This window comes from Gloeobacter violaceus PCC 7421, assembly GCF_000011385.1.
Classification (GTDB): domain Bacteria; phylum Cyanobacteriota; class Cyanobacteriia; order Gloeobacterales; family Gloeobacteraceae; genus Gloeobacter; species Gloeobacter violaceus.
On the sequence record NC_005125.1, the window covers coordinates 1 to 22,972 of the forward strand.

General features: G+C 61.6%; 23 protein-coding genes. 17 read left to right on the forward strand and 6 right to left on the reverse strand.

The genetic code is table 11. The features are described from left to right. Positions 1-51: 51 nt before the first annotated feature. From GLL_RS00005 to GLL_RS00085, 17 genes are all read left to right on the forward strand, one after another. On the forward strand, positions 52-525 hold the full coding sequence (locus GLL_RS00005) for an ArsI/CadI family heavy metal resistance metalloenzyme (protein WP_011140005.1): 474 nt from the start codon (positions 52-54) through the stop codon (positions 523-525). Positions 526-594: 69 nt separating this feature from the next. After that, on the forward strand, positions 595-927 hold the full coding sequence (locus tag GLL_RS00010) for an ArsR/SmtB family transcription factor (protein ID WP_011140006.1): 333 nt from the start codon (positions 595-597) through the stop codon (positions 925-927). Positions 928-976: 49 nt separating this feature from the next. Next, positions 977-1,792 (forward strand): MIP/aquaporin family protein, encoded by an 816-nt coding sequence (locus GLL_RS00015; RefSeq protein ID WP_011140007.1) that lies wholly within the window; start codon positions 977-979, stop codon positions 1,790-1,792. Positions 1,793-1,798: 6 nt separating this feature from the next. Further along, complete coding sequence (arsC, locus tag GLL_RS00020) at positions 1,799-2,215, forward strand: arsenate reductase, glutathione/glutaredoxin type (RefSeq protein ID WP_011140008.1); 417 nt, start codon at positions 1,799-1,801, stop codon at positions 2,213-2,215. 47 nt (positions 2,216-2,262) lie between these two features. Further along, positions 2,263-2,898: an arsenical resistance protein ArsH gene (gene arsH / locus GLL_RS00025; RefSeq protein WP_164928410.1), complete on the forward strand. Its 636-nt coding sequence runs from the start codon at positions 2,263-2,265 to the stop codon at positions 2,896-2,898. 34 nt (positions 2,899-2,932) lie between these two features. After that, entirely contained in the window at positions 2,933-3,379 is a 447-nt protein-coding gene (locus tag GLL_RS00030; protein ID WP_011140010.1) for a dual specificity protein phosphatase 23, read from the forward strand. Positions 3,380-3,476: 97 nt separating this feature from the next. Beyond that, positions 3,477-3,824, forward strand: coding sequence for an ArsR/SmtB family transcription factor (locus GLL_RS00035; protein ID WP_231848292.1), 348 nt, complete (start codon positions 3,477-3,479; stop codon positions 3,822-3,824). Positions 3,825-4,004: 180 nt separating this feature from the next. Further along, complete coding sequence (locus GLL_RS00040) at positions 4,005-5,027, forward strand: PstS family phosphate ABC transporter substrate-binding protein (protein ID WP_011140012.1); 1,023 nt, start codon at positions 4,005-4,007, stop codon at positions 5,025-5,027. Positions 5,028-5,095: 68 nt separating this feature from the next. Beyond that, positions 5,096-6,052: a phosphate ABC transporter permease subunit PstC gene (pstC, locus tag GLL_RS00045; protein WP_011140013.1), complete on the forward strand. Its 957-nt coding sequence runs from the start codon at positions 5,096-5,098 to the stop codon at positions 6,050-6,052. Next, entirely contained in the window at positions 6,052-6,966 is a 915-nt protein-coding gene (gene pstA, locus GLL_RS00050; protein WP_011140014.1) for a phosphate ABC transporter permease PstA, read from the forward strand. Before pstC ends, pstA begins: the two co-directional genes overlap by 1 nt. An 8-nt stretch (positions 6,967-6,974) precedes the next feature. Then, positions 6,975-7,760, forward strand: a complete 786-nt coding sequence (gene pstB / locus GLL_RS00055; RefSeq protein ID WP_165444148.1) for a phosphate ABC transporter ATP-binding protein PstB — start codon at positions 6,975-6,977, stop codon at positions 7,758-7,760. Between the two features lie 223 nt (positions 7,761-7,983). Further along, positions 7,984-8,997 (forward strand): PstS family phosphate ABC transporter substrate-binding protein, encoded by a 1,014-nt coding sequence (locus GLL_RS00060; RefSeq protein ID WP_011140016.1) that lies wholly within the window; start codon positions 7,984-7,986, stop codon positions 8,995-8,997. 360 nt (positions 8,998-9,357) lie between these two features. Continuing rightward, entirely contained in the window at positions 9,358-10,380 is a 1,023-nt protein-coding gene (locus GLL_RS00065) for a PstS family phosphate ABC transporter substrate-binding protein (protein ID WP_164928411.1), read from the forward strand. Between the two features lie 122 nt (positions 10,381-10,502). Continuing rightward, positions 10,503-11,510 (forward strand): PstS family phosphate ABC transporter substrate-binding protein, encoded by a 1,008-nt coding sequence (locus GLL_RS00070; RefSeq protein ID WP_011140018.1) that lies wholly within the window; start codon positions 10,503-10,505, stop codon positions 11,508-11,510. Positions 11,511-11,610: 100 nt separating this feature from the next. Continuing rightward, complete coding sequence (locus tag GLL_RS00075) at positions 11,611-12,627, forward strand: PstS family phosphate ABC transporter substrate-binding protein (protein WP_011140019.1); 1,017 nt, start codon at positions 11,611-11,613, stop codon at positions 12,625-12,627. Positions 12,628-12,819: 192 nt separating this feature from the next. Then, entirely contained in the window at positions 12,820-13,944 is a 1,125-nt protein-coding gene (locus GLL_RS00080; RefSeq protein WP_164928412.1) for a PstS family phosphate ABC transporter substrate-binding protein, read from the forward strand. Between the two features lie 384 nt (positions 13,945-14,328). Further along, a complete protein-coding gene (locus tag GLL_RS00085; RefSeq protein WP_011140021.1) occupies positions 14,329-14,934 on the forward strand; it encodes a hypothetical protein in 606 nt (201 codons plus the stop codon). Positions 14,935-14,938: 4 nt separating this feature from the next. Here the strand turns inward: GLL_RS00085 and GLL_RS00090 are convergent, their stop codons facing one another. The 6 genes from GLL_RS00090 to GLL_RS00115 form a co-directional block, all read right to left on the reverse strand. After that, on the reverse strand, positions 14,939-15,508 hold the full coding sequence (locus GLL_RS00090) for a gamma-glutamylcyclotransferase (RefSeq protein ID WP_011140022.1): 570 nt from the start codon (positions 15,506-15,508) through the stop codon (positions 14,939-14,941). Between the two features lie 99 nt (positions 15,509-15,607). Further along, on the reverse strand, positions 15,608-17,092 hold the full coding sequence (locus tag GLL_RS00095) for a TolC family protein (protein WP_164928413.1): 1,485 nt from the start codon (positions 17,090-17,092) through the stop codon (positions 15,608-15,610). 27 nt (positions 17,093-17,119) lie between these two features. Continuing rightward, a complete protein-coding gene (locus GLL_RS00100) occupies positions 17,120-18,490 on the reverse strand; it encodes an HlyD family secretion protein (RefSeq protein ID WP_011140024.1) in 1,371 nt (456 codons plus the stop codon). A 45-nt stretch (positions 18,491-18,535) separates the two neighbouring features. After that, on the reverse strand, positions 18,536-20,353 hold the full coding sequence (locus GLL_RS00105) for a peptidase domain-containing ABC transporter (RefSeq protein ID WP_011140025.1): 1,818 nt from the start codon (positions 20,351-20,353) through the stop codon (positions 18,536-18,538). A 103-nt stretch (positions 20,354-20,456) separates the two neighbouring features. Next, positions 20,457-21,125 (reverse strand): response regulator transcription factor, encoded by a 669-nt coding sequence (locus GLL_RS00110; protein ID WP_011140026.1) that lies wholly within the window; start codon positions 21,123-21,125, stop codon positions 20,457-20,459. 25 nt (positions 21,126-21,150) lie between these two features. Further along, positions 21,151-22,641 carry a sensor histidine kinase gene (locus GLL_RS00115; RefSeq protein ID WP_193345476.1) on the reverse strand — a complete coding sequence of 497 codons (1,491 nt, stop codon included), beginning with the start codon at positions 22,639-22,641 and terminating at the stop codon, positions 21,151-21,153. Positions 22,642-22,972: the final 331 nt, after the last annotated feature.

Sequence of the window (22,972 nt, forward strand, 5' to 3'; positions counted from 1 at the left end):
ATTTAAATCGTTAATCGTCGATCAACGATTTAACTGATTTTGGAGTCCCCCATGGAATTTCGCCCGCACATCAGCTTGAACGTGACGGACCTCGAAGCGTCGGTGCGCTTTTACCGTGCCGCCTTCGCCGCCGAGCCCACCAAACATTATGCCGATTACGCCAACTTTCGCCTGGAGGAGCCGGCACTGCACCTGGCTCTGGTGGCGCAGCCGGGTCCGGTGCGTGCGCGCTCCGGCGACGAGCACTTCGGTATCGAAATGTTCGATGCCGGGCAACTGGCGCTCTGGCAGTCGCGGGCCAAAGCCGCTGGTTTGCCGATGCGCACCGAGAACGCCGTCACCTGCTGCTACGCGGTGGGGGATAAATTTTGGCTCACCGACCCGGACGGCAATGACTGGGAATTTTGGGTGCGCACCGACGAAGCGGCGGCCATGCACGGCGAGGGCGAGAGCCGGCCCCAGGAGCAAACTTGCTGCGCTCCGGCACCCGCGGCGCTCTCGACTCAGCAAACCTGCTGTGGTTGAAGCGCCGCACGGCCCGGTAGGCGCGTTGACGCCGGTCGGTATACTGCTAATACCGGATGTGACCTGCCGATGAGCCTCCACAGTTGTGCTCCCTGTTTGCCCGCCGAAGCGCCCCTCTTCACACCGCAAGACGAAGAAGAAGAGCGCCAGTTCGCCACCCTTTGCAAAGCGCTCGGCCACCCGATCCGGGTGCGCATTCTCAAGATTCTTGCTACCCGCGCCACCTGCATCTGCGGCGACCTAGTCGAGATGTTGCCGGTGTCGCAGTCGACCGTCTCCGAGCACCTGCGCATCCTCAAGCAGGCGGGGCTGGTGCAGGGGGAGGTGGACGGACCCCGCGTCTGCTACTGCATCGACCCAGCCACCCTCGGGCGCTTCAAAACTCTTGCCGGGTCGCTGTAGCGGCGCTTTGTGCTCTGGCAAACCCATCGTTAATCGACGATGCCCTATCATGTTCCCTGTGCTCGCCGACAAGAGGAGCGATGAACCTATCTCACCCCAGCCAAGCGAGGCAGCCGTGAGCCGTCCGGCCTCCGCCCCAGCCCGTGCCCCTTCCGGGAGTGACACCCCGGTCGAATCGACCTGGCCCCGGCGCGAACTGCTGGCCGAGGCGGTGGGCACTTTTGTACTGGTCTTCGCAGGCACCGGCGCGGTGGTGGTCAACGCCGTCTCGGGCGGCGCCCTCACCCATCTGGGTATCAGCTTCGTCTTCGGGGCGGTGGTGGCGGCGCTCATCTACACCCTGGGCCACATCAGCGGCGCCCACATCAATCCGGCGGTCACGCTGACGCTGTGGGCGCTCGGTCGCTTTCCGGCCCGGCGCGTCGTGCCCTATATGCTGGTGCAACTGGCTGGAGCGGCGGCGGCGAGTGTGGCGGTGCTCGTCTGTTTCGGCAATCAGGCAAAGCTCGGGGCGACGTTGCCCCTGGCGGGCAACTGGGCGCAAGCGTTCGCAGTCGAGTTGCTGCTGACGTTCATTTTGATGCTGGTCATCTGCGGCTCAGCCCTCGATGCGCGCGCGCCCCGAGGATTCGCGGGACTCGCCATTGGTCTGACCGTCGGACTGGAGGCAGGCTTCGGTGGACCGATCTCCGGGGCGAGCATGAACCCGGCCCGCTCCTTTGGCCCAGCGCTGGTGGCGGGAGCCTGGGAGGCGCACTGGGTCTACTGGTTGGCACCCATCGCCGGGGCGCTGCTAGCCGGTTGGGTGTGGCATCAGATGCGCGACCCGCTCGAAGAGACGTCCTCAAGACTCGATGGAGGCTAGATCGTCGTGAAGAAAGTGATGTTTGTGTGCAAGCGCAATTCCTGCCGCTCGCAGATGGCCGAAGGCTACGCCCGCACCCTGGGAGCCGGGGTGATCGAGGTGGTCAGCTCGGGGCTGGAGGCAAGCCGTGTGCACCCGACGGCCGTCCAGGTGATGGCTGCGGCGGGTGTCGATATTGCGGGTCAAATTTCCAAGCCCCTGAGTGATTTCGGCTCGGAGGATTTTGACGTGGTCATCTCGCTGTGCGGCTGCGGGGTGAATTTGCCGGAGGCGTGGCTGACGCGCGAGATTTTCGAAGACTGGCGCGTCGAGGACCCGGACGGGCAACCTGTCGAGGTCTTCCACCGGGTACGAGACGAAATCAAACAGCGCGTCCAAAATCTGGTCGATGCGCTGCGCACGCAACCGGCCACCCGCGCTTGAATGGATACCCGCTTGTACCTGTTGGCCTGTCCTGGCGCGATCTGAGCATGTCCGACTTCGAGCATCCCCCCCGGATTTTGTTTTTGTACGGTTCGCTGCGCGAGCGCTCCTACAGCCGCCTGCTCGCTGAAGAGGCCGGCCGGATTATCGCCGATATGGGAGCAGAAGTACGCTTTTACGACCCGCGCACTCTGCCCGTCTACGCCGGCGTCGAGCCCGATCACCCCAAAGTGCAGGAATTGCGCGATCTGAGTCTCTGGTCGGAAGGCCAGGTGTGGTCGAGTCCTGAGATGCACGGGCAAATCACTGGCATCCTCAAAAATCAGATCGACTGGATCCCGCTGACGTTGGGATCGCTGCGGCCCACCCAGGGGCGTACCCTCGCCGTCATGCAGGTAAGCGGCGGCTCCCAGTCGTTCAACGCCGTCAACACGCTGCGCTTGCTCGGTCGCTGGATGCGCATGTTCACCATCCCCAACCAGTCGTCGGTGGCCAAGGCCTATAACGAATTTCATGAGGACGGCACCATGAAGGACTCGCCCTACCGGGATCGGGTGATCGACGTCATGGAAGAACTGTACAAATTCACTGTCTTGCTCCGTCCCCACACCGCCCACCTCACCGACCGCTACAGCGAGCGCAAGGAAAAGGCGGCCCAGGCAATGGCCGACCAGAAGCCGTGATTCTGTCCCATTCCCCACAAACACGAGCAACCCCATGGAACAGTCGATTACAGAAAATTTGTGGTGGGTCATCCCCGGCAAGCTCGGAGGCGTCCGCAAACCGACCGAAGCAGAGATCGCCGAGTTGCAGGCGAGCGGTGTCGGAGGGATTGTCTCGGTGATGGACGACCCCGGCAATCTCGACCTGTACGAACGGGCGGGGCTGCCGTACCGTTGGCTGCCGGTGAAGGGCGGAACAGCCCCAACCCGCGAGCAGATTACCCAGTTGCAGGACTTCGTCGAGGAGCAAAATGCCCTCGGTGCAGGTGTGGCCGTGCACTGCACCAGCGGCAGACGGCGCACCGGCACTTTCCTCGCGGCCTATTTGATCGCCCAGAGCCATTCGAGCGAGGAAGCACTGCAAATTGTCCAGACCGCCAATCCCGACGTCGAACTGAGGGAAGCGCAAATCGAGTTTTTGCGGAATTTTGCCCGGCCATGACTCGGCCTCGAACGATTGTGCATCCGATACGACAAGTCTTGTTCCTGCTCCGGTTACAGTGAGTAAAGCGCACTTACTGTCTAGCTGAGGTAGACCCTTGCTCCAACAGAAATTGATTCATAGCGACTGTCTGAGCGCCGAGCAGTTCGCCGCCCAGTTTCACGCGCTCTCCGAACCGCTGCGCCTGCAGGTGCTGGAGGTGCTGCGCGCCCAGGAATTGTGCGTCTGCGAACTGGGCGAAAAACTGGGGGTGGCCCAGTCTAAACTTTCATTTCATCTCAAAACGCTTAAAGAAGCCGGTCTGGTGCGCACGCGCCAGGAGAAGCGCTGGGTCTACTACAGTGTCAACTTGCCCGGCCTGGTCGCCGTTGAGCAGTACCTGGCCGACTACCGGCGCTTCAGCCCGCTGCTCCCGGCGCGCTCCTGCGACGACAGCCCCAAATAAAATCAAGCTTTATTGATATTGACAAAACAAACTATCTTGATACGATAGGGCGTGTCCGGGTCCTGCGAGGTGTCCTATTGCTTTGATTTGCGGGCTTCTGTGCAACGGTCTGCAGAGCAGGGACATGGAATGTAGGTACCGGATTACAAGGTCCATCAATTTTGATAGAAGAGGACACCTATGTTATCGGTACGCGCAAAAGCAGCGGCAGCCGGTGTGGCGGCGGCTGGTTTGATTGGCACGTTTTTGAGCATGCCCGCGCACCAGGCGCAGGCCCAGTCCCAACAGACCATCAAGGTCGACGGTTCGAGCACGGTCTTCCCGATCACCGAGGCGGTGGCCGAGGAATTCCAGAAAAGCAAAAAGGGCGCAGTCAGGGTGACCGTCGGCGTCTCGGGCACCGGCGGCGGCTTTAAAAAGTTCTGCCGCGGTGAGACCGATATCTCCGACGCTTCGCGTCCGATTCTCAAAAAAGAAATGGACGCCTGCAAGGAGGCAGCAATTCAATACGTCGAGTTGCCGGTGGCCTACGACGCGCTGACGGTCATGGTCAATCCGTCCAACACCTGGGCGAGCACGATGACAGTAGCGGAACTCAAAAAAATCTGGGAACCCGAGGCCCAGGGCAAAGTCACCAACTGGAATCAGGTGCGCTCGTCGTTTCCGAACGCGCCCCTGAAACTCTACGGCCCCGGTGCCGACTCCGGCACCTTCGACTACTTCACCGAAGCCGTGGTCGGTAAATCCAAAGCCAGCCGCGGCGATTTTACCGCTTCTGAAGACGACAACGTCCTGGTGCAGGGCATCGCCAACGACAAAAACGCCCTCGGTTACTTTGGCTACGCCTACTACGCCGAAAATAAGAGCAAGCTCAAGGCGGTGGGCGTCGACGGGGGCAAAGGACCTGTGCTCCCCTCGGACAAGACGGTCGAAGACGGCACCTACAACCCCCTCTCGCGGCCCATCTTCATCTACGTGAGCAACAAAGCGATGGCCCGGCCCGAGGTCAAGGAGTTCGTCGAGTTCTACCTCAAGAGCGCACCGACCCTGGTTAAGCAAGTCAAGTACGTCCCGCTGCCCAAAAAAGCCTACGACGTGGCTCTGAGCCACTTCCAGAAGAACCGCATGGGCACCGTCTTCGGCGGAGAGGCGGAGGTGGGCCTCAAGATCGAGGATCTGCTGAGCCGCGAAGCGAAGTTCTAAACTTTGGTCTGCGTGGGTAGGGCGCGTGCCTTGGCGCGGCCCTGCCTTTTCTTGTCACCCTACGCGTCATGGCATTGATGGCCACCAGCGATCCTTCCAGTCTTCAGAGCCGGGGCCGCCCCGCGGGCGGTGCCTTGCGCTACCGGCCCCTGCGCAACCTGCGCGAGCGGGCGATCGAACTGGTACTGCTGCTTGCCGCCCTCTCCTCGGTGCTCACGACCGCCGGTATCGTCGCGGTGTTGTTGTTCGAGTCGTTCCAGTTTTTCGCCCAGGTGCCGCTGGGGCAATTTCTCACCGACACCCAGTGGACGCCTTTGTTCGCCAATCCCCGCTACGGCATCCTGCCGCTGGTGGCCGGGACGCTGGTGACCACGGTGGTTGCCCTGGTTGTGGCCATTCCCCTGGGCACGATCGCCGCCATCTACCTGAGCGAGTACGCCCCCGCCCAGCTGCGCGAGGTGGCCAAGCCCGTCCTCGAATTGTTGAGCGCCGTGCCGACGGTGGTTTACGGTTACTTCGCGCTGTTGTTCGTGACGCCGCTGCTGCAGAAAATCTACCCGGATCTGCCCGGCTTCAACATGCTGAGCGCCGGGCTGGTGATCGGGATCATGATTATCCCCTATGTGTCGTCGCTCAGCGAGGATGCGATGCGCTCGGTGCCGATGGCGATTCGGGAGGGCTCCTACGCCATGGGGGCGACGCGCATGCAGACCGCCCTGCGCGTCGTGGTGCCTTCGGCCTTCTCAGGAATCGCCTCCGCCTACGTGCTGGGCTTCTCGCGGGCCATCGGCGAGACGATGATCGTGGCCATCGCCGCGGGCACCCAGCCCAATTTGACCCTTAACCCGACGGAGCCGGCAGCGACGATCACCGCCTACATCGTTCAGGTGAGCCTAGGCGATTTGCCCCACGGCACACTGGCCTACCAGACGATTTTTGCCGCCGGCCTGATGCTGCTCGCGATGACCCTCACGTTCAACATCGCCGGCCATCTGCTGCGCAAGCGCTTCCGGGAGGTCTACTGATGGACGCGGTGCAACTGCGTGAGGCGATCAAAAGCCGCAAGCGCGCCGATCTCAGCTTTGCCGCCGCCGGATTGCTGGCGCTGCTGGTCGGGCTGGTGACGCTGACGGCGTTGATGGTGGATCTGGCCGTCGACGGTACCGCCCGGTTGCGGCCTGAATTTTTTACTTCCTTTCCCTCCCGCTTTGCCGAGCAGGCCGGGATCTTGTCGGCCTGGGTGGGCAGCTGCCTGGTGATGCTGGTGACGGCGGCGGCGGCGGTGCCTTTGGGGGTGGCGTCGGGCATTTACCTGGAGGAGTACGCCCCCAAAAACTGGTTCACCGAGATTATCGAGGTCAATATCACCAACCTCGCCGGGGTGCCTTCGATCATCTTCGGGCTGATGGCTTTGGGGTTATTTGTCTACGGTCTGGGATTGGGGGAGAGCATCCTCACTGCCGGGCTCACCCTGGCACTGCTTATCTTGCCTATCGTGATCGTCTCGACGCGCGAATCGCTGCGGGCGGTGCCCGACTCGATCCGCGAAGCCGCCTACGCCCTCGGGGCCACCCGCTGGCAGGTGGTGAGCGACCATATCCTGCCCTATTCGACCGGCGGCATCCTGACAGGGATCATCATCGGCCTCTCGCGGGCGATCGGCGAGACGGCCCCGCTTATCACCATCGGTGCTTTGACCTTTATCGCCTTCTTGCCGGATTTACCCTTGCGGGCCGAGTTTCCGTTTTTCTCCTTCCAGTGGCTTTCCTCGGGCTTCACGGTGCTGCCCATCCAGATGTTCAACTGGGTGTCGCGCCCCCAAGAGGCTTTTCAGCTCAACGCTGCTGCCGCCGGACTGGTGCTTATCGTGATGACCCTCGGCATGAACGCGCTCGCCATCTACTTGCGCTACTCTTTTCGCAAACGCATCAAGTGGTAAGAAACCCCATGGCTTCTGCTGTTGAATCCACCCTCAAGACCAAGGCCCAGACCAGCAACCTCAGCTTCTACTACGGGGCGATCCAGGCACTCAAAAATATCCACCTCACCCTCGCCGAGCACCGGGTGACGGCCCTCATCGGTCCTTCCGGCTGCGGTAAGACCACCTACTTGCGCTGCTTCAACCGCATGCACGATCTGTATCCGGGCAATCGCTACGAAGGGCAGATCCTGCTCTACCCGGATGAAGTCAACATTGTCGGTCCCGAGGTGGACCCGATCGAGGTGCGCATGCGGGTGAGCATGGTCTTTCAGAAGCCCAACCCCTTTCCCAAATCGGTGTACGAAAACGTCGCCTACGGTCTGCGCGTGCGCGGCGTGCGCAACCGCGCGGAACTGGACGAAAAAGTCGAGCGCGCCCTCCGCCAGGCGGCCCTGTGGGAAGAAGTCAAAGACCGCCTGGCTAGCCTCGCTTTCAACCTCTCGGGGGGACAGCAGCAGCGGCTGTGCATCGCCCGCGCCCTGGCGAGCGAACCGGAGATTATCTTATTCGACGAGCCGACCTCCGCCCTCGACCCGCTCGCCACGCTCAAAATCGAGGAGCTGATGGGCAAGCTCAAGCAGTCGATCACCATCTTGATCGTCACCCACAACATGCAGCAGGCTGCCCGCATCTCCGATTTCACCGCCTTTATGTACCTGGGTGAGGTGATCGAAAGCGGCCAGACCAACCAGATGTTCGACCACCCCACCAACCAGCTGACCGAGCAGTACGTCGCGGGGCACTTCGGGTAAGTTCAAATCAATAAATTTTGATTAATAAATCTGAGAGCAACATATATTTCCTGAGCAATTTTCAGGCTTCAAATGCCTCGCTAGCTTCTGGATAGGATTCTTGGCGAGAAGCTGTCGTGATGCAGGTATGCGAGAAGGCGCGGCCGGCCTGCTTTTATAAATCAACAATTTTTGAAATAATGAAGTTGTCCAGAAAGCAGTAGCGATAGAAAGGATTTTCAAAATGAAGAATAAACCACTTGCTGTCGCCGCCAGTATCGTGGCGCTTGCTGCGGGTGCGACCCTGGCGCAGGGGCTTCCCGCGCAGGCACCGTCCGTTAAGATCGATGGATCGAGCACGGTCTACCCGATCACCCGCGCCGCCGTCAAAGCCTTCGAGGCCGAACACAAGCAATTCCAGGGCAAAATCGCCGTCAACTTCTCCGGCACCGGCGGTGGATTTCGCAAGTTCTGCAGCGGTGAGACCGATATTTCCGACGCTTCGCGGCCGATCCTCCAAAGGGAGATGGATGAGTGCCGACGGGCAAACGTCGCCTTTATGGAACTGCCGGTGGCCTTCGACGCGCTCACGGTCGTCGTCCACCCCAAAAATACCTGGGCTAGCGAGATCACCGTCGCCGAGCTCAAAAAAATCTGGGAGCGCGCCTCCCAGGGCAAAATCACCCGCTGGAGTCAGGTGCGCCCCGGCTTTCCCGACCGGCCGCTCAGGCTGTATGGCCCCGGGCGCGACTCAGGGACGTATGACTACTTTGCTGAAGCCATTCTGGGCTCCGCCGACACCGACACCCGCAGCGATTACGAGGCATCTGAGGACGACGACGTGCTGGTAGAAGGAGTAGCTGCGGATCCCAACGCGCTGGGTTATTTTGGCTACGCCTACTACGAAGCGAACCTGAACAGACTGAAGACCCTGGCCGTCGATAGCGGCAAAGGCCCGGTAGCCCCTACCGACAAAAACGTCGAGAAGGGCACCTATGCTCCGCTGTCGCGACCGCTGTTCATCTACGTCAACATCGTCTCGGCGCAAAAAAAAGCGGAAGTGCGCGAATTTGTAGACTTTTACCTTGAAAACGGCGCGAAGCTCGCTTCCTTGGTGGGCTATGTACCCTTACCGGCGGAAGGCTATCACATCGCCAACAACCACTTCCATCGGGGCAAGCGCGGCACGGTGTACGGTGGGCGGGCCTACCTGGGGCTGACCATCCGCGAGGTGCTCCTCAAAACCGCCAGCTTCTAGCCGTCGAGGTGTATCTTGTCGGTTTCGAGGCTCGCGGTTGTTGTGAGAATTTCCATCTTTTCAGTCGATATTATGTCTTACGATTGTAATTGCCAGCAATAAGATTGACGCTTGAAAGTCGTACTGGGAGATTGTTTGGCAAAAGCCGACCGAATAGCTGTATATAAAGGCTGCAAGAACTTGAAGGTCGCAAGCTGCGGAGGGTTCCCGGGCGTACTGCATAAGGGGAAAGCGACGTCTCTACGGAAATAATGTGGGCAGAGGACGTCAGCCGGCGTCTGAAATTTGTCGGCAGTCACACCTAACGCCTCGAATGATGCGGCTGCCAACGATCTTAAGGTTTTCGCTGAAGTGGAGAGCATGATGAAAAAGTCAGTTGTTGTCGGTATTTCTGTCGCAGTACTCGCCGCAGCCAGCATGGTGCTTGCGGCTCAAAACACCACCGCCCGCCCTTCACAGGTCAGCATCGACGGTTCGAGCACGGTCCACCCGATCACCCGGACCGCTGTCGAGGAGTTTCTATCGCGCAACCCGCAGATCGCCAAAGGTGCATTCGCCGTTGGCTTTTCCGGAACCGGGGGCGGTTTGAAAAAGCTTTGCACCGGCGAAATCGACATCGCCGGTGCTTCTCGGCCCATTTCGCGGCAAGAAATTCAGTCTTGCCGCAACAACAATATCGCCTTTATGGAACTGCCGGTGGCCTTCGACGCGCTCACGGTCGTCGTCCACCCCAAAAATACCTGGGCTAGCGAGATCACCGTCGCCGAACTCAAAAAAATCTGGGAGCGCGCCTCCCAGGGCAAAATCACCCGCTGGAGTCAGGTGCGCCCCGGCTGGCCTGACCGGCCACTCAAGCTCTACGGACCCGGCCGCGACTCGGGCACTTATGACTACTTTGCCGAGGCGATTTTGGGCTCCGCCAACACCGACACCCGCAGCGACTATGTCGACAGCGAGGACGACGACGTGCTGGTCAGAGGGGTCAGCGAAGATCCCGACGCCCTGAGCTACTTTGGCTACGCCTACTACGAAGCGAGCCGTGGACGCCTCAAAGCGCTTGCGGTGGCAAACGGCCTGGGAGCTGTTGCGCCCTCCCGGCAGGCTGTCGAGAAAAACCTCTACCAACCCTTGGCGCGGCCGCTGTTTCTCTACGTCAACATGGTCTCCAGCCAGACAAAACCCCCGGTGCGGGAGTTCGTCGGATTTTATCTGCAACATGCCGGACGGATCGTGAACGCCGTCGGGTATGTTCCCCTGCCGCCGGAGGGTTACCACATCGCCAACAATCACTTCTGGCGGGGCAAGCGCGGCACGGTGTACGGCGGGAAGGCCCAGATAGGATTGACCCTGCGCCAGATGCTCCTCAAAACCGCCAGTTTCTAGCCCTTTGCGCCGATCCGCCTCAATTAATCCGGCTTTAACCTTGCCGCAAAGAATGCTTGTTAGGATGCTGGCTGTCCCCATGTCTGGCCCATCCCCGGTACGGTAAAAGTCAGAGGGTATCCATGGTGTCGGTCCGCAAAGAGGCAGGATTAGGCCTGATCGCGGCGGCTTTGTTTGGTGCAATTGCCGCCGTCGGTGCCGCTGCCCAGTCGCTCATCCAAATCGATGGCTCCAGCACAGTCTTCCCGATCACCGAAGCCGCCGCTGAAGCCTTTCAAAAAAGCAAACAGGGAGCGGTAAAGGTCACCGTCGAGGTCTCGGGCACCGGCGGCGGCTTTAAAAAGTTCTGCCGCGGTGAGACCGATATTTCCGACGCTTCGCGGCCGATTCTCAAAAAAGAAATGGATGCCTGCAAAAAAATGGGCATTCAGTACATCGAACTGCCGGTGGCCTTCGACGCGCTCACCGTCATGGTGCACCCATCCAACACTTGGGCCGGCGACCTCACCGTCGCCGAACTGAAAACCATCTGGGAACCGGCGGCCCAGATCAAAATCACCAACTGGAATCAGGTGCGTTCATCGTTTCCGAACGTACCTTTGAAGCTCTACGGCCCCGGCACCGACTCCGGCACCTTCGACTACTTCACCGAGGCGGTGGTCGGCAAAGCCAAAGCCAGCCGCGGCGACTTTACCGCCTCCGAAGACGACAACGTCCTGGTGCAGGGCATCGCCAACGACAAGAACGCTTTGGGCTACTTCGGCTACGCCTACTACGCCGAGAACAAGAACAAGCTCAAGGCAGTGGGCATCGACGGCGGTAAAGGTCCTGTACTGCCCTCGGAGAAGACGGTCGAAGACGGCAGCTACAGTCCCCTTTCGCGGCCCATTTTCATCTACGTCAATGCTGCGGCAGCGGTCGAGAAGCCCGAACTGCGCCAGTTCGTCGAGTTCTACCTCAAAAACGCACCGACCCTCGCCAAACAGGTCAAGTACGTGCCACTGCCGACGACAGCTTACAACGTCTCCCTGGGCCACTTCCAACAAAATCGCATCGGCACCGTCTTTGGCGGTCAGGCGGAGGTGGGTTCCAAGATCGAAGACCTGCTCGCCCGCAAACCCCAGTACTGAGCGTCCGCGCAGTGGGCAGAGACAAGCGTAGCGCACTCTCAAACGCATCAAGTAAACTTGAACTTACTTTGTTATCCCGGCTACAGCAAGAGGCAGACCAATGAACATGTCAAAAAACCTGTTGGCCACTGCTGCGCTCGCGGTGGGCGCGGTGGGCGCGGCCCTGGCCCAGAACGCTTCCGACGAGCAAGTCAAAGTCAAAATTGATGGATCGAGCACGGTCTACCCGATCACCCGCGCTGCCGCCAAGGCCTTCGAGGAGCAAAACAAGCCGTACCAGGGGACGATTGCCGTCGCCTTTTCCGGTACCGGCGGGGGCTTCAAAAAGTTCTGCGCCGGCACAACCGATATCAGCGACGCCTCGCGGCCGATACTCCAAAAAGAAATCGACGCCTGCCGCAACAACAACGTCGCCTTTATGGAACTGCCGGTGGCCTTCGACGCGCTCACGGTCGTCGTCCACCCCAAAAATACCTGGGCTAGCGAGATCACCGTCGCCGAACTCAAAAAAATCTGGGAGCGCGCCTCCCAGGGCAAAGTCACCCGCTGGAGCCAGGTGCGAGCGGGCTTTCCCGACCGGCCGCTCAAGCTCTACGGACCCGGCCGCGACTCGGGCACCTACGATTACTTTGCCGAGGCGATTTTGGGCTCCGCCAACACCGACACCCGCAGCGACTATGTCGACAGCGAGGACGACGATGTGCTGGTCAAAGGGGTCAGCGAAGATCCCGACGCCCTGGGCTACTTCGGCTACGCCTACTACGAAGCGAACAAAGATAAATTGAAGGCGCTCGCCGTCGACGGCGGCAAAGGCCCGGTGCCTCCTACCGACAAGAATGTTGAGAAGGGGACCTACGCCCCGCTCTCGCGGCCGCTGTTCATTTACGTCAACATCGTCTCGACCCAGAAAAAGCCCGAAGTGCGCGAATTTGTAAAGTATTATCTGGACAACGGCGAGAAGCTCGCGGCTTCAGTGGGCTACGTGCCCTTGCCGGAGGAGGGCTACCACATCGCGAGCAACCACTTTTTCCGCGGCAAGCGTGGCACGGTCTACGGCGGGCGGGCCTATCTGGGGCTGAGTATCCGCGAGGTGCTCCTCAAGACCGCCAGTTTCTGAAGGTACCAGCTGTCGGTAAGCGCACTCTGACACTTGAGCGCGCCCGATCATCTAAAATATGTAAATTTGCCGCCGTTTTATCCCGAGACTGTAGGGAGTTCGGGGCTTGCCGCCCGCTGTCGAGAGCAGCCGAGGGGCCGGCTCCTGTTGCGTGTGGGACACCTTCTCATCCACCGAGGCCCCAAAACAGTCATGAAAACCCAGAACACAGCCGTTCGATGCTCCAAATGCGGCTACAACAACAATCCCGGCACCGCTGCCGCCTGTCTGGTTTGCGGCAAGCCGTTGCGGGATCCGGCCGGTGTGCCCTGGCGGATCTGGCTGGGGGCCGTGGCCGGATTGCTCACGGTCGGAGGCATCTTGTTTATCCTGCGCAGCAGTTTGGATGAAGGGGTGAGCACCAGCGCCCCGCTCGCAGCCCAAATCGACCGTTACCCGAGCCGCTTTGAGCGCATCAAACTCTACAGCCAGATGGCCGAGGTGCCAAACGTGCCGACGGGACTGTTCAATTACGGGGGGTCAACGACGCTGGCTCCCCTGCGCGGCCCGGCGATCCTCGATGCCCTTGCCGTCGCCCACCCCAGCTTCCGGCTGCGCTACGTCGACCCGCTTGACGGCGCTCCCGGTTCGGGGACGGGGATAGCGATGCTGCTGCGCGGGGAATTGAGCTTCAGCCAGTCCTCCCGTCCGCTCAAAGATTCCGAATTCGTCCGGGCCGCCACCCGCGGCTTCAAGCTCGAACAATTGCCCATCGCCATTGACGGCATCGCTGTATTCACCCACCCCGGAGTACCGCTCACCGGGCTTAGCATCGTCCAGTTGCGCGATATCTTTACCGGCAAACTCACCAACTGGCAGCAGGTGGGCGGACCGAATCTGCCCATTGTGCCTTTTAGTCGCAATCTGCGCGACGGGGGCACCGTCGACTTTTTCAACGAGAACGTGCTGCGCAGCCGCGGATTCGGCCCGCGCGTGCGCGTGGTTCGCGACACCACCGACGCGCTGCGCAGTGTGGCCGCTACCCCGGGCGGCATCGGCTACGCGAGCGCCTCGGAAGTGGTCAGCCAGCGCACCGTGCGTACCCTTGCCCTCTCGAAGGGCAACGGCCGCCAGTACGTCAGACCGTTCACCGCCGGGGGCACCGTCGATGCCGAAGCCTTCCGCAACGGCAGCTACCCGATTACCCGTCGGCTATTTATTCTGGTGCGCCGCGACGACGGCCTCGACGAGCAAGCCGGGGCCGCCTACACCAATTTGCTGCTGTCGGGCCAAGGGCAGCGCCTCGTCGAAGAGGCGGGCTTCGTAGCCATCCGCTAACCGGGCGGCGATTTTAGCAATCTTAATCCCAGCTGAGTGCCCTGAAGTGTGCCCAGCAGATTCGATGATGAAATTGTAAAAAAATATATCGCAACAATTGGATGCTTGCGCAGCGCAGCGCCTGCCAATCCTCGCGTCCGTGAAACGCCAAATCGGTTGGTGAACATCAATACAGACTTTGGTGGCCATGTGACCCTTTTGACTTTATTGATAACTAATTAGATAACAAAAAGCTTTTGTAGCAAGCATTTTGGCTTGGCAAACAATCTTCTGAGAAATGTTGGGTCGAGTACCAATAAAAACATGCATACTCTGGTATCCTCCTTTGTCGTAGGGCTTCAAGCGCCGTTCGCTTGAGTCCGTCTCCTTCTGTGAGGAATCATTATGCGATACGCTTCCATGTTTGCGGCTGCGCTTGCGGCCTTGATGATCGCGGCTCCCAGCCACGCCGGTGTGCTTGAAATTGCCATTCCTGTTTCGGACGCGGATCCGACCAACGGCTTTACCTACGTCGACAGCATCGGCGGGGTAGCGAGCGGTGTTGCTCTCAACAACGGCCCCGGCGACTTCAATGTCTTCGGCAATGTCTTTCAGAGCGACTACGGCCTGCTCGGCGCCGGGGAATCCGGCGGTTCGTTCATCGATTACATCGGTTCGTTTACCGCCAGTGCCAGCAGCGGCGCCGGTCCGTTTCTGGATGCGACGTTGATTTCAAGCTTTAAATTCGTGACCCTCGGGGTCAACTTTGTCTCCAGCGGCTCAAGCATCGATGTGATTATCACCAATGTCACCACCGGGGGCACCAAGGTGATCGGCGACCTTGACCCGACGCTGTCGAAAACCTCGCTGACGCGGGTCTTCGACATCACCTCCGCCATTCGCACCCTGGGAGAAGGCCAGTACACCGTCACCTTTTCCTACAAAGAGTCCGGCGCCCGCCGCACCTACTTCGGCTTCAACAATGTGCAGCTGACGATCGTGACGCCCTAAGCGTCTAGACGGCGATCCGCCCGCCCTGCCGCCGGTGGGGCGGGCATTTTGCGTCGGCGGGTTGCCGGCGCGCCTCAAGCCAACACATCCGCTCGAACAGTCGCCAACAGTAGGACTCAGAAAGGCCGCAGGTGAGCGCTCCGCGCAAAACGACGCTGCTGTACCATTCGTTGGGCGCCAATTCCTCGCTGAGCTTGTCGACGACAGTATAGGTGCGCACCTCCCGGTGCACCCGTCCCCGGCAGCTCACTTCGACAAATTCGTGGCGGTAGTCGCCCTGGGCAACCCCCTCGCGCCCATCGAGCAGGCCCCCCAGGTGCCACGGCAACCGGTAGAGTACCCCTTCGACTTCGCCGCGCGGGTCGAGCACGATGTCGAGGGCACCGCAATCGCGCCGCTGCAGATAATGAAAAAAACCGAGCCGGTATCCAGACAGGCGCGCCACTCCGACGACGCGGCCGTGCACATCCTCACCCAGAGAACGCTTCAGATCGACCGGGCACATGCACGAGCCGTAGGCAAAATACAAAAACGTCGATTCGCCGTCGCCAGGGTCGCAGCGGTACAAGCTCATTGCAAGCGCAGGGAGACTGGAACTCCACAAATCCTAGCAACTGGCCGCCGAGAATACAACAAAAAATCGGTGGGCTTGCCGTAGATTGTTTCGATGGCCTTAAAACTGGCCGGTGACGGCCCGGAAGGTGGCAAGCGCCCGTTCGTATTCGGCCTGGGAGTCGATCTGTTTGGTGCGGGCGGAGGCGTAGCCGCGCTCGCGCTGGTTGACCAGAAACACGGTGCTGTCGCCCAGCACGAAGCGGTCGCGCTCGCCCTGTTCGAGCCGACGGGCAAACTGGGTTTCCTGGGTGGCGTTCTCGTAGCGCCGGTAGGCCGCATCGACGGCGGAGACCGCGTCGATTACATCGGTGAGGATACGCTGGCGCTCGCCGAGCGAATCGAGGTCGACTTTCTGCATCTTCAGGCGGGCTTGCTCGATGAGGCCGTCGGCGGTGCGCTGAGCGAGGGGCAGAGTGACGGCGACGCCGAATTTGAGCGTGCCGCCGACTGAAAAATTGCCGGTATCGAGCCCAGGGCTCACGTAGAGATCTAACCCCGGCAGGCGTTGGTTTTCGGCGAGGGCCAGATCCAACCGGGCACTGTCGCGCTGCAGTGCCAGCCGCTGCAGTTCGGGGCGGCGCTCGATGGCTTCGCGCTGGGCCGCTGCGAGAATGCTCGGGTCGATTGCCGTGGGCGGAGACGATTCGGCGGGCAGGCGCGCCAGCGACGGCGGCGGTCCCTGGCGACCGTCCTCCTGCCAGAAGTAGAGCGAGAGCTTGAAGGCTTCTTTTTGGACGTCGCGCTCGGCTTTGACCAGTTCCCCCCGGCGCAACCGCACCTCCTGCTCGGCCTCCACCGCGTCGATGGCCGGCAAATCTCCGGAACCGGCCCGGTTATTGATCGCCGCCAACCGCACCTGCGCCAGGTCGAGCACCTCGCGGGCCACCGTGAGCCGCCGTCCTGCCGCCACCCAGTCCCAGTAGCTGGTGGCCGCCTTGAGCTTGAGCTCCTGGCGCGTCTGCACCAATTCGGCCTGGGCAAGCGGCTCGCCCAGTTGCGCCTGCTGCTCGGCCAGGGCTTTTTCATTGATGCCCAGCCCGCGCAACAGCGGCACCGAGAAGCTCACAAAGTACTCCCCGGTGTCGCCGGTGGAGGACAAGGGCGATTTGACGTTCCCGACGTTGTAGCGGGCGCCGAAGTCGTACTTGATGCCGGAGCGGGTCGGAAATTCGACTTTGAGCTCGTTTTGGAAGGCGGCGCTGAACCTACCGCGCGCCGAGGTGCTGTTGTACTCGATCGATTCACTGTAGGCGCGAAAGACCGGGTCGAAGGCTCCTTGCTTCTCCAGCAGCTTGGCTGAGGCGATGCGCCGGGCGACAAAGGCACCCAACAGCTTCGGGTGGTAGCGCTCGACGCGCGAGAGCAATTCATCGAGCGAGAGGGGACCGCCCACATCCACCGCCGCTCCCCCCTGGAGCGGGTCTGAAAGGGCCGGGGGCACTTCGGGCTGGGCCAGGGCAGCGGCAGGCAGAGCGAGTGCGAAGGTGAGGGCGAGGCTAAGGGCACAGCGACGCTTCGCCCGGGGACACATCGGGATGGACATGGCGAGGGCTTGGTGGCGGGTGGTGGGTTACTCTTTTTTGGCTTTGAGCTTGACCGGTTCCGCCTGGAGGGTAGGCGGGAAGGCGTTAAATTGCCGCCACAACTCGAAGCCCAGGGAGACCGTATCGAGCATGATCCAGCCGGTGGCCTCGGTGCCGGGACGCAGGTACTGGGGACCGGGCCAGGGTTGCTCGGTGCGCTGGGCCTGCTCGTCGGGGACCACGATCACCCGATAGCGGCTGGTGCCGTCGTCGACCGCGTCGATCACCGCCACGCGGCCGGCAAAGGTGCCCACCGCCACCGATGGCCAACCCACGAACTGTACCGCCGGCCAGCCGGCAAACTGCAGCCGGACCGGGCGACCCTCGGCCACCAGCGGCGCGTCGTTGTCGGAAAGATAAATTTCGACCGCCCGGTCGGTGGTGGCGGGGGCGACCACCGCGAGCACGTCGCCCGCTTTGACCGTCTCGCCGGAGCCGACTTTGAGCAGGCGCACCACGACGCCGTCGCTCGGGGCGCGCACGATGCGCTGCTCGGTGCGCGAGCGCAAATTCTCGATATCGACATCGAGCTTGAGGATGTCGCCTTCGATGGTGGCCAAAGTCTCACGCGCCGAGGCGAGGGAGGCGCGGGAACTGGCCAGGCTTGCGGCGGTGTCGAAGACGACTTTGTCCTGGTCGAAGCGGCCCACGCTCACCTCGCGGCGGGCGGCATCTAAAGCGGCACCGGCGCGGTCGCGCTCGGTGCGCGCTTTGACAAAGTCATTCTCGGCCACTTCGAGATCGCGGGTGGAGCGCAGGCCCTTGCTGTGCAGTTCGCGCAGACGTTTGACGTTGAGGCCGGCGGTGGTGAGATTGGTTTCGGCCGCCTCCAGGCTCTGGCGGGAGGCGCGCTCGCGATCGACGCTCTGAGCAGCTTTTTGCTGGGCGGCCGGAATGGCGAGACCGCGTGAACCTTCGAGGGCCGTCACCTGAGCGGCGATCGAGCCGATGCGGCTTTGGGCGGCGGCGCGTTTGGCGACCAGCACGCGCTTTTGCTGTTCGAGGCGGGCAAGCTGGTTGCTGTCGAGAAACTTCGCATCGAGGTCGGCAAGCTCGGCCACGACCGCGCCTTTTTGAACCTGCTGACCCTCCCGGATATTCCAGCGCACCAGCCGACCGGGAATCTGCGCCTCGATATTTTGGGGCCGCTGCATCGGCGAGAGCACCATCACCTTGCCCTTGCCCACCACCGACTGCTGCCAGGGAATAAAACTCAGCCCCAGACCAGTCAGGAGCGTCAGCAGCAGCAAGATAGTCCCCAGCGAGAAGAGCGGTGCCGGGGTGACAAGCTGGGCGAGCGAGCGGAGCGAGGTCGGCTCGTAGTTAGAAACTCTGCGGCGATCGACGTATCCGGACATGGCGGTTCCTGGCGGGTAGGCGGGATAGGAGCGGCACGATTCAAGTTAGGCGACCAGTTCGGCGCGCAGGCTGGGAAAGAGCGCAGCGAAGCGGCCTGCGGGGCGCGCGGCCATCTCCAGGGGCGAACCGGTCTCCACGATGCGGCCGTCGGCAAGCACATGCACGATGTCCGAGCGCATCACCACCTCCGGGTCGTGGGAGATGTTGAGAATGGTCCAGTTGTGATCGCCGCTGTAGATGTTGTCGAGGATGGCGAGTTTGTCCTTTTCGTCGATGCCGGTAAAGGCCTCGTCGAGGATCAACAGCTGCGGCTGGGCGACCAGGGCGCGGGCGATCAAAATCCGCTGCACCTGACCGCGGGAGAGGTTGCGCCCTCCGCTAATCAGCATCGTCTTGAGACCGTCGGGCAAAGTGGCCAGCTCGTCGGCCAACTGCGAGACTTCCAGAGCCAACACGAGATCTTCGTAGGGCGTATCGGTGCGGCCCAGCAAAATATTCTGCTCGATGGTGCCCTCGAACACTTCGTCGTTGGTGTCACTCACCAGTCCCACCACCTGGCGCAGGTCGTGGAGTTTGGCGTCGCGCACATCGACGCTGTTGACGGCCACCGCGCCGTGGTTCGGTTCGAGCAAGCCGCACAACAAGGCACTCAAAGTCGATTTGCCGGCGCCGCTGTTGCCCACCAGGCTCACCCGCTCGCCGGGCTTGAGACTCAAATAGAGGCCGTTTAAGACCTCCATGCCGGGGCGGTAGGCAAAGCGCACGTTGCGGCAAGTGATGCTTGCCCCCCGGTGCGAGCGCAACATCGGCTTGCCGCCCTGGCGCTCGACGGGTAGTTCGGTGGCCTGGCTGAGCTTTTCGAGGCTGGTCAGCAGGTCGTAGAATTCTTCGAGGGTGCGGATGAGCTTGTCGAGGGCAGCAAGCACCGTGAGCACGATCAGTTCGGCCGCCACCAATTGGCCCAGGGTGAGCTGGCCGTTGATCACCAGCCAGCCGCCGATGGCGAGGATGCCGGCGTTGGCCACCGCACTAAATAGATAGTTGCCCACCGCCTGGCGAAAGAGCACCCGAAAGTGCAGCCGGCGCGCTTTGATGTATTCGAGCACCAGCGCGTCGGTGCGCTCAAGCGGGAAGGAGGGCACCCCGCTCATCTTGAAACCGGTCTGGCAGCGGCCCAATTCTTCGAGCCACTCAGCCACGCGGTACTTTTTGGAGGATTCTTTGATGCTCGTCTCCAGACCGCCGTTGCCGAGCCCCACCCAGACCAGCACGATAAACACAATCAAGAACAAATCGAACGCCAGCAGGTAGGGGCTGTAGATGGCCATCAGCACCATGCCGACCAGGATCGACAACAGAGCCGAGGGTGCCGTGAGCAACATCTTCGCCAGCGTCTTCTGGGCGGTGACCACGTCGAAGAAGCGGTTGACCAGCTGCGGCGCGTACTCGTTGAGCAACGCCGACTGGCGGATAAACGGCAACCGCACAGCCAGCCTGAGGGCGATGCGCGCAAAAATGCGCTGCTGCAGGCGCTCAGCCAGCACCAACTGCATCAGCTTCAGCACCCCGGCGAAGGTCAGACACCCGAGTACCAGCAGCGTCAGGACGACCAGCGGCTGCATGTAGACGCCGGTGGCGATGGTGTTGACCAGGGCGGAGGCCGCAAGCGGCACCGCCAGCGACAACAGCCCGACCATGACCGTGTAGGCGCCCAGCGCCACCAGATCCCACAAGTCCTCGCGCAACAGCCTGACCAACTTGCCGTAAGGACTGAGGTTGTCCTCCGTCTCCTCGTGCAAGAACTCCGAAGAGGGACCCTGGGTGGGCGGAACGATGAGCGGCAGTGTCTTCAGCAATGACATCGGGCGGTCTCCAGGGCTGAAAGGTTCTCCTGAGATCGATCTTCAAAAATCTTTGTAAAGCAGCGATGAGTGAACCATGAGAAAGTTCACATCCGCCCGCCCCTCAGGCGCGCAGGCGGTAGCCCATGCCGCGCACCGTCTCGATACGGTCGGTGTTGAGCTTGCGGCGCAAGTAACCCACGTAGACATCGACGATGTTGGAGCCCGGATCGTAGTCGTAGCCCCAGACGCGGCTCAACAGATGCTCGCGGCTCATCACCTGGCCCGGGTGGCGCATAAACGTCTCCGCCAGCGTGAATTCGCGCGCCGACAACTCGACGGTGCGCCCCCCGGCGCTCACCTTGCGCGTGCGCAGATCGAGGCTGATTTCTCCCGAGCGCAAGACCAGTTGCTCCTGGGTGCGGCCGTTGCCGGTGTCGCGCAGGCGGGCGCGCACGCGGGCGAGCAATTCTTCAAAGCGAAAGGGTTTGGTCACATAATCGTCCGCCCCCGATTCGAGTCCCGCCACTTTATCGGCAATGTCGTCGCGGGCGGTCAGGATAATCACCGGCAGCCGCTCGCCGCGGCCACGCATCTCCTCGAGCACCACGAGCCCTGCTTTGCCCGGTAGCCCCAAATCGAGAATCATCAGGTCAAAGTCGTCGCAGGAGGCCATCTGGGCCGCTTCGACGCCGTTGCGCACGACGATGGTGGTGTAGCCGTTGGCGCGCAGACCTTTTTCTAGAAATGCGGCAATGCGCGTCTCATCCTCGGCAATCAAAATCCGGTTCATGGCGGTTCTCCAAATTTGAGGGAGTTCAGTGCGAATAGACCGAGAGCACCGTCGAGCAGCTCTGACCTGCGAGTTGATTGTGCAATTGCAGTTCCTGGGGCGGGTCGAGGGGCAGCACCAGCGTAAAGGTCGCCCCTGCGCCCGGTACGCTTGTCAGTTGGATGCTGCCGCCGTGGGTGGTGGCGATCGCCTGTACGATGGCGAGTCCCAGGCCGCTGCCCTCGTAGCGGCTATGGCTGCCGCGCTCGAAGCGCTCGAAGATGCGCCGCTGATCTTCCGGCGCAATGCCCGGCCCGCAGTCGCTCACCCACAGATACACCCACACCCCCCGCAGGGCCGAGCCGATGGCGATGCGATCGCCCGGGGCAGTGTGCTGCACGGCGTTTTGGGCCAGATTGATCACCGCCTGGGTCAACCGCTGGCGATCGGCGACCATCCGGCCGCTGCCGCGCGCCTCGATGGACCACTCGCGCGGGGCGAGGGCACGGGCCTTTGCGTACAGTTCGTCGGTCAGTTCGCCGACATCGAACAGCTCAAAGAACAAAAAGTCCGGTCGCTCGGCCCTGGCCAAAAGCAGCAGGTCGTCGACAAAGCGGTTCATGCGATCGAGTTCGTCGTACACGATCGCCATCGTCTCGGCCCGCTCGCCGGGATCGTCTCCCAACAACTCCAAGTGACCCCGGACAATCGTAATCGGCGTGCGCAGTTCGTGGCCTGCGTCGCTGATAAAGTTGCGCTGGCTCGCGAAGGCCGCCTCCAGACGATCGAGCATCTGGTTGAAGGTGGCGGCCAGTTCGCCCAACTCGCCGCGGTCGCCCGCCGGGATGCGCCGGGTCAGATCCGATTCGCCAATCGATCGGGCCGTCTCGGCGAGCAGCCGCAAAGGCGCCAGCACCCGGCCGGCGGCGATCCAGGCCAATAGCGAAGCGAGCAGCGTCGCCCCAATAAAGACCTGGGCCACCACCATCACCGACCGCTCCACCTCGCGGCGCTCGCAGGAGACACAATAAGCCGCCACCAACAGTCCGCGCGGCTCGCCGCCCAGGCGCAACGGCTCGGCGATGTACAAAAACTTCTCGCCGCTCGAGCCCGTGCGCTCGTCGCGCTCCGGCGCGCGCAAATGCGACCAGCGGGAGGTGAGCTTGCCGTTGGCGCGCATGGTGCCGTCGAGCTTCTGGGGCATCGTCCGGTAGAGTTCGCCGTCGATGTAGGCGAGCATGAACTCGTTGTCGTGCGGGACGTAGCGGTAAAAAAAACGATCGAAGATGTGGGCGGCGCGTTCGCGCATCGGCTGCTCCTGCACAACCGGCTCCTCGGCGCTCAAAAGCTCAAAAAGCCGCACCTCCCGCACCAACGAGGTCTCCAGCCGCTCCTGCAATTGCATAAACAGAATCTCGCGCACCGCCAGGACCGAGGTCACTCCGCACAGGGCGATCAACAGCACGTACCAGGCGAGGATGCGCGTGCGCACTCCCCCGAAGGTTCGCCGCCAGAGCCGTGCGACGGATGGGTTCAATTGCTTGTCCCAATCTGAAAAACGCCCTGCGCCCACGGTACTCTCTCTGGTAACGCCGATTTGCTGAGGAGGCAGCTCCGCCTGCGCCTAGCGCAAAACCCGACGGGCCTGCACGCGCCAGGCGGCATGTATCGAAGTCAATCTCTTTAATTTTGATGATAATCCAGATCATTTCTTTACAGAATTAGAGCCTTCTCATAAGGTTTTCACGATCGTCTCACGGGCCTTCACAGCATGATCCCAGCGTCCGGGCGCCGGCGATGCAAGGGCAAAGATTTTCGGGATCCCGCCGGGAGGTTCGCCTTGTGCAGGGTTGTTTCCTGCATGAGAC

Bases quoted from the DNA above. Each gene is read 5' to 3' on its own strand.
- GLL_RS00005 (WP_011140005.1), top strand. From the start codon at position 52: ATGGAATTTCGCCCGCACATCAGCTTGAACGTGACGGACCTCGAAGCG.
- GLL_RS00010 (WP_011140006.1), top strand. From the start codon at position 595: ATGAGCCTCCACAGTTGTGCTCCCTGTTTGCCCGCCGAAGCGCCCCTC.
- GLL_RS00015 (WP_011140007.1), top strand. From the start codon at position 977: ATGTTCCCTGTGCTCGCCGACAAGAGGAGCGATGAACCTATCTCACCC.
- arsH (WP_164928410.1), top strand. From the start codon at position 2,263: ATGTCCGACTTCGAGCATCCCCCCCGGATTTTGTTTTTGTACGGTTCG.
- GLL_RS00030 (WP_011140010.1), top strand. From the start codon at position 2,933: ATGGAACAGTCGATTACAGAAAATTTGTGGTGGGTCATCCCCGGCAAG.
- GLL_RS00040 (WP_011140012.1), top strand. From the start codon at position 4,005: ATGTTATCGGTACGCGCAAAAGCAGCGGCAGCCGGTGTGGCGGCGGCT.
- pstC (WP_011140013.1), top strand. From the start codon at position 5,096: ATGGCATTGATGGCCACCAGCGATCCTTCCAGTCTTCAGAGCCGGGGC.
- pstA (WP_011140014.1), top strand. From the start codon at position 6,052: ATGGACGCGGTGCAACTGCGTGAGGCGATCAAAAGCCGCAAGCGCGCC.
- pstB (WP_165444148.1), top strand. From the start codon at position 6,975: ATGGCTTCTGCTGTTGAATCCACCCTCAAGACCAAGGCCCAGACCAGC.
- GLL_RS00060 (WP_011140016.1), top strand. From the start codon at position 7,984: ATGAAGAATAAACCACTTGCTGTCGCCGCCAGTATCGTGGCGCTTGCT.
- GLL_RS00065 (WP_164928411.1), top strand. From the start codon at position 9,358: ATGATGAAAAAGTCAGTTGTTGTCGGTATTTCTGTCGCAGTACTCGCC.
- GLL_RS00070 (WP_011140018.1), top strand. From the start codon at position 10,503: ATGGTGTCGGTCCGCAAAGAGGCAGGATTAGGCCTGATCGCGGCGGCT.
- GLL_RS00075 (WP_011140019.1), top strand. From the start codon at position 11,611: ATGAACATGTCAAAAAACCTGTTGGCCACTGCTGCGCTCGCGGTGGGC.
- GLL_RS00080 (WP_164928412.1), top strand. From the start codon at position 12,820: ATGAAAACCCAGAACACAGCCGTTCGATGCTCCAAATGCGGCTACAAC.
- GLL_RS00085 (WP_011140021.1), top strand. From the start codon at position 14,329: ATGCGATACGCTTCCATGTTTGCGGCTGCGCTTGCGGCCTTGATGATC.
- GLL_RS00090 (WP_011140022.1), bottom strand. From the start codon at position 15,508: ATGAGCTTGTACCGCTGCGACCCTGGCGACGGCGAATCGACGTTTTTG.
- GLL_RS00095 (WP_164928413.1), bottom strand. From the start codon at position 17,092: ATGTCCATCCCGATGTGTCCCCGGGCGAAGCGTCGCTGTGCCCTTAGC.
- GLL_RS00100 (WP_011140024.1), bottom strand. From the start codon at position 18,490: ATGTCCGGATACGTCGATCGCCGCAGAGTTTCTAACTACGAGCCGACC.
- GLL_RS00105 (WP_011140025.1), bottom strand. From the start codon at position 20,353: ATGTCATTGCTGAAGACACTGCCGCTCATCGTTCCGCCCACCCAGGGT.
- GLL_RS00110 (WP_011140026.1), bottom strand. From the start codon at position 21,125: ATGAACCGGATTTTGATTGCCGAGGATGAGACGCGCATTGCCGCATTT.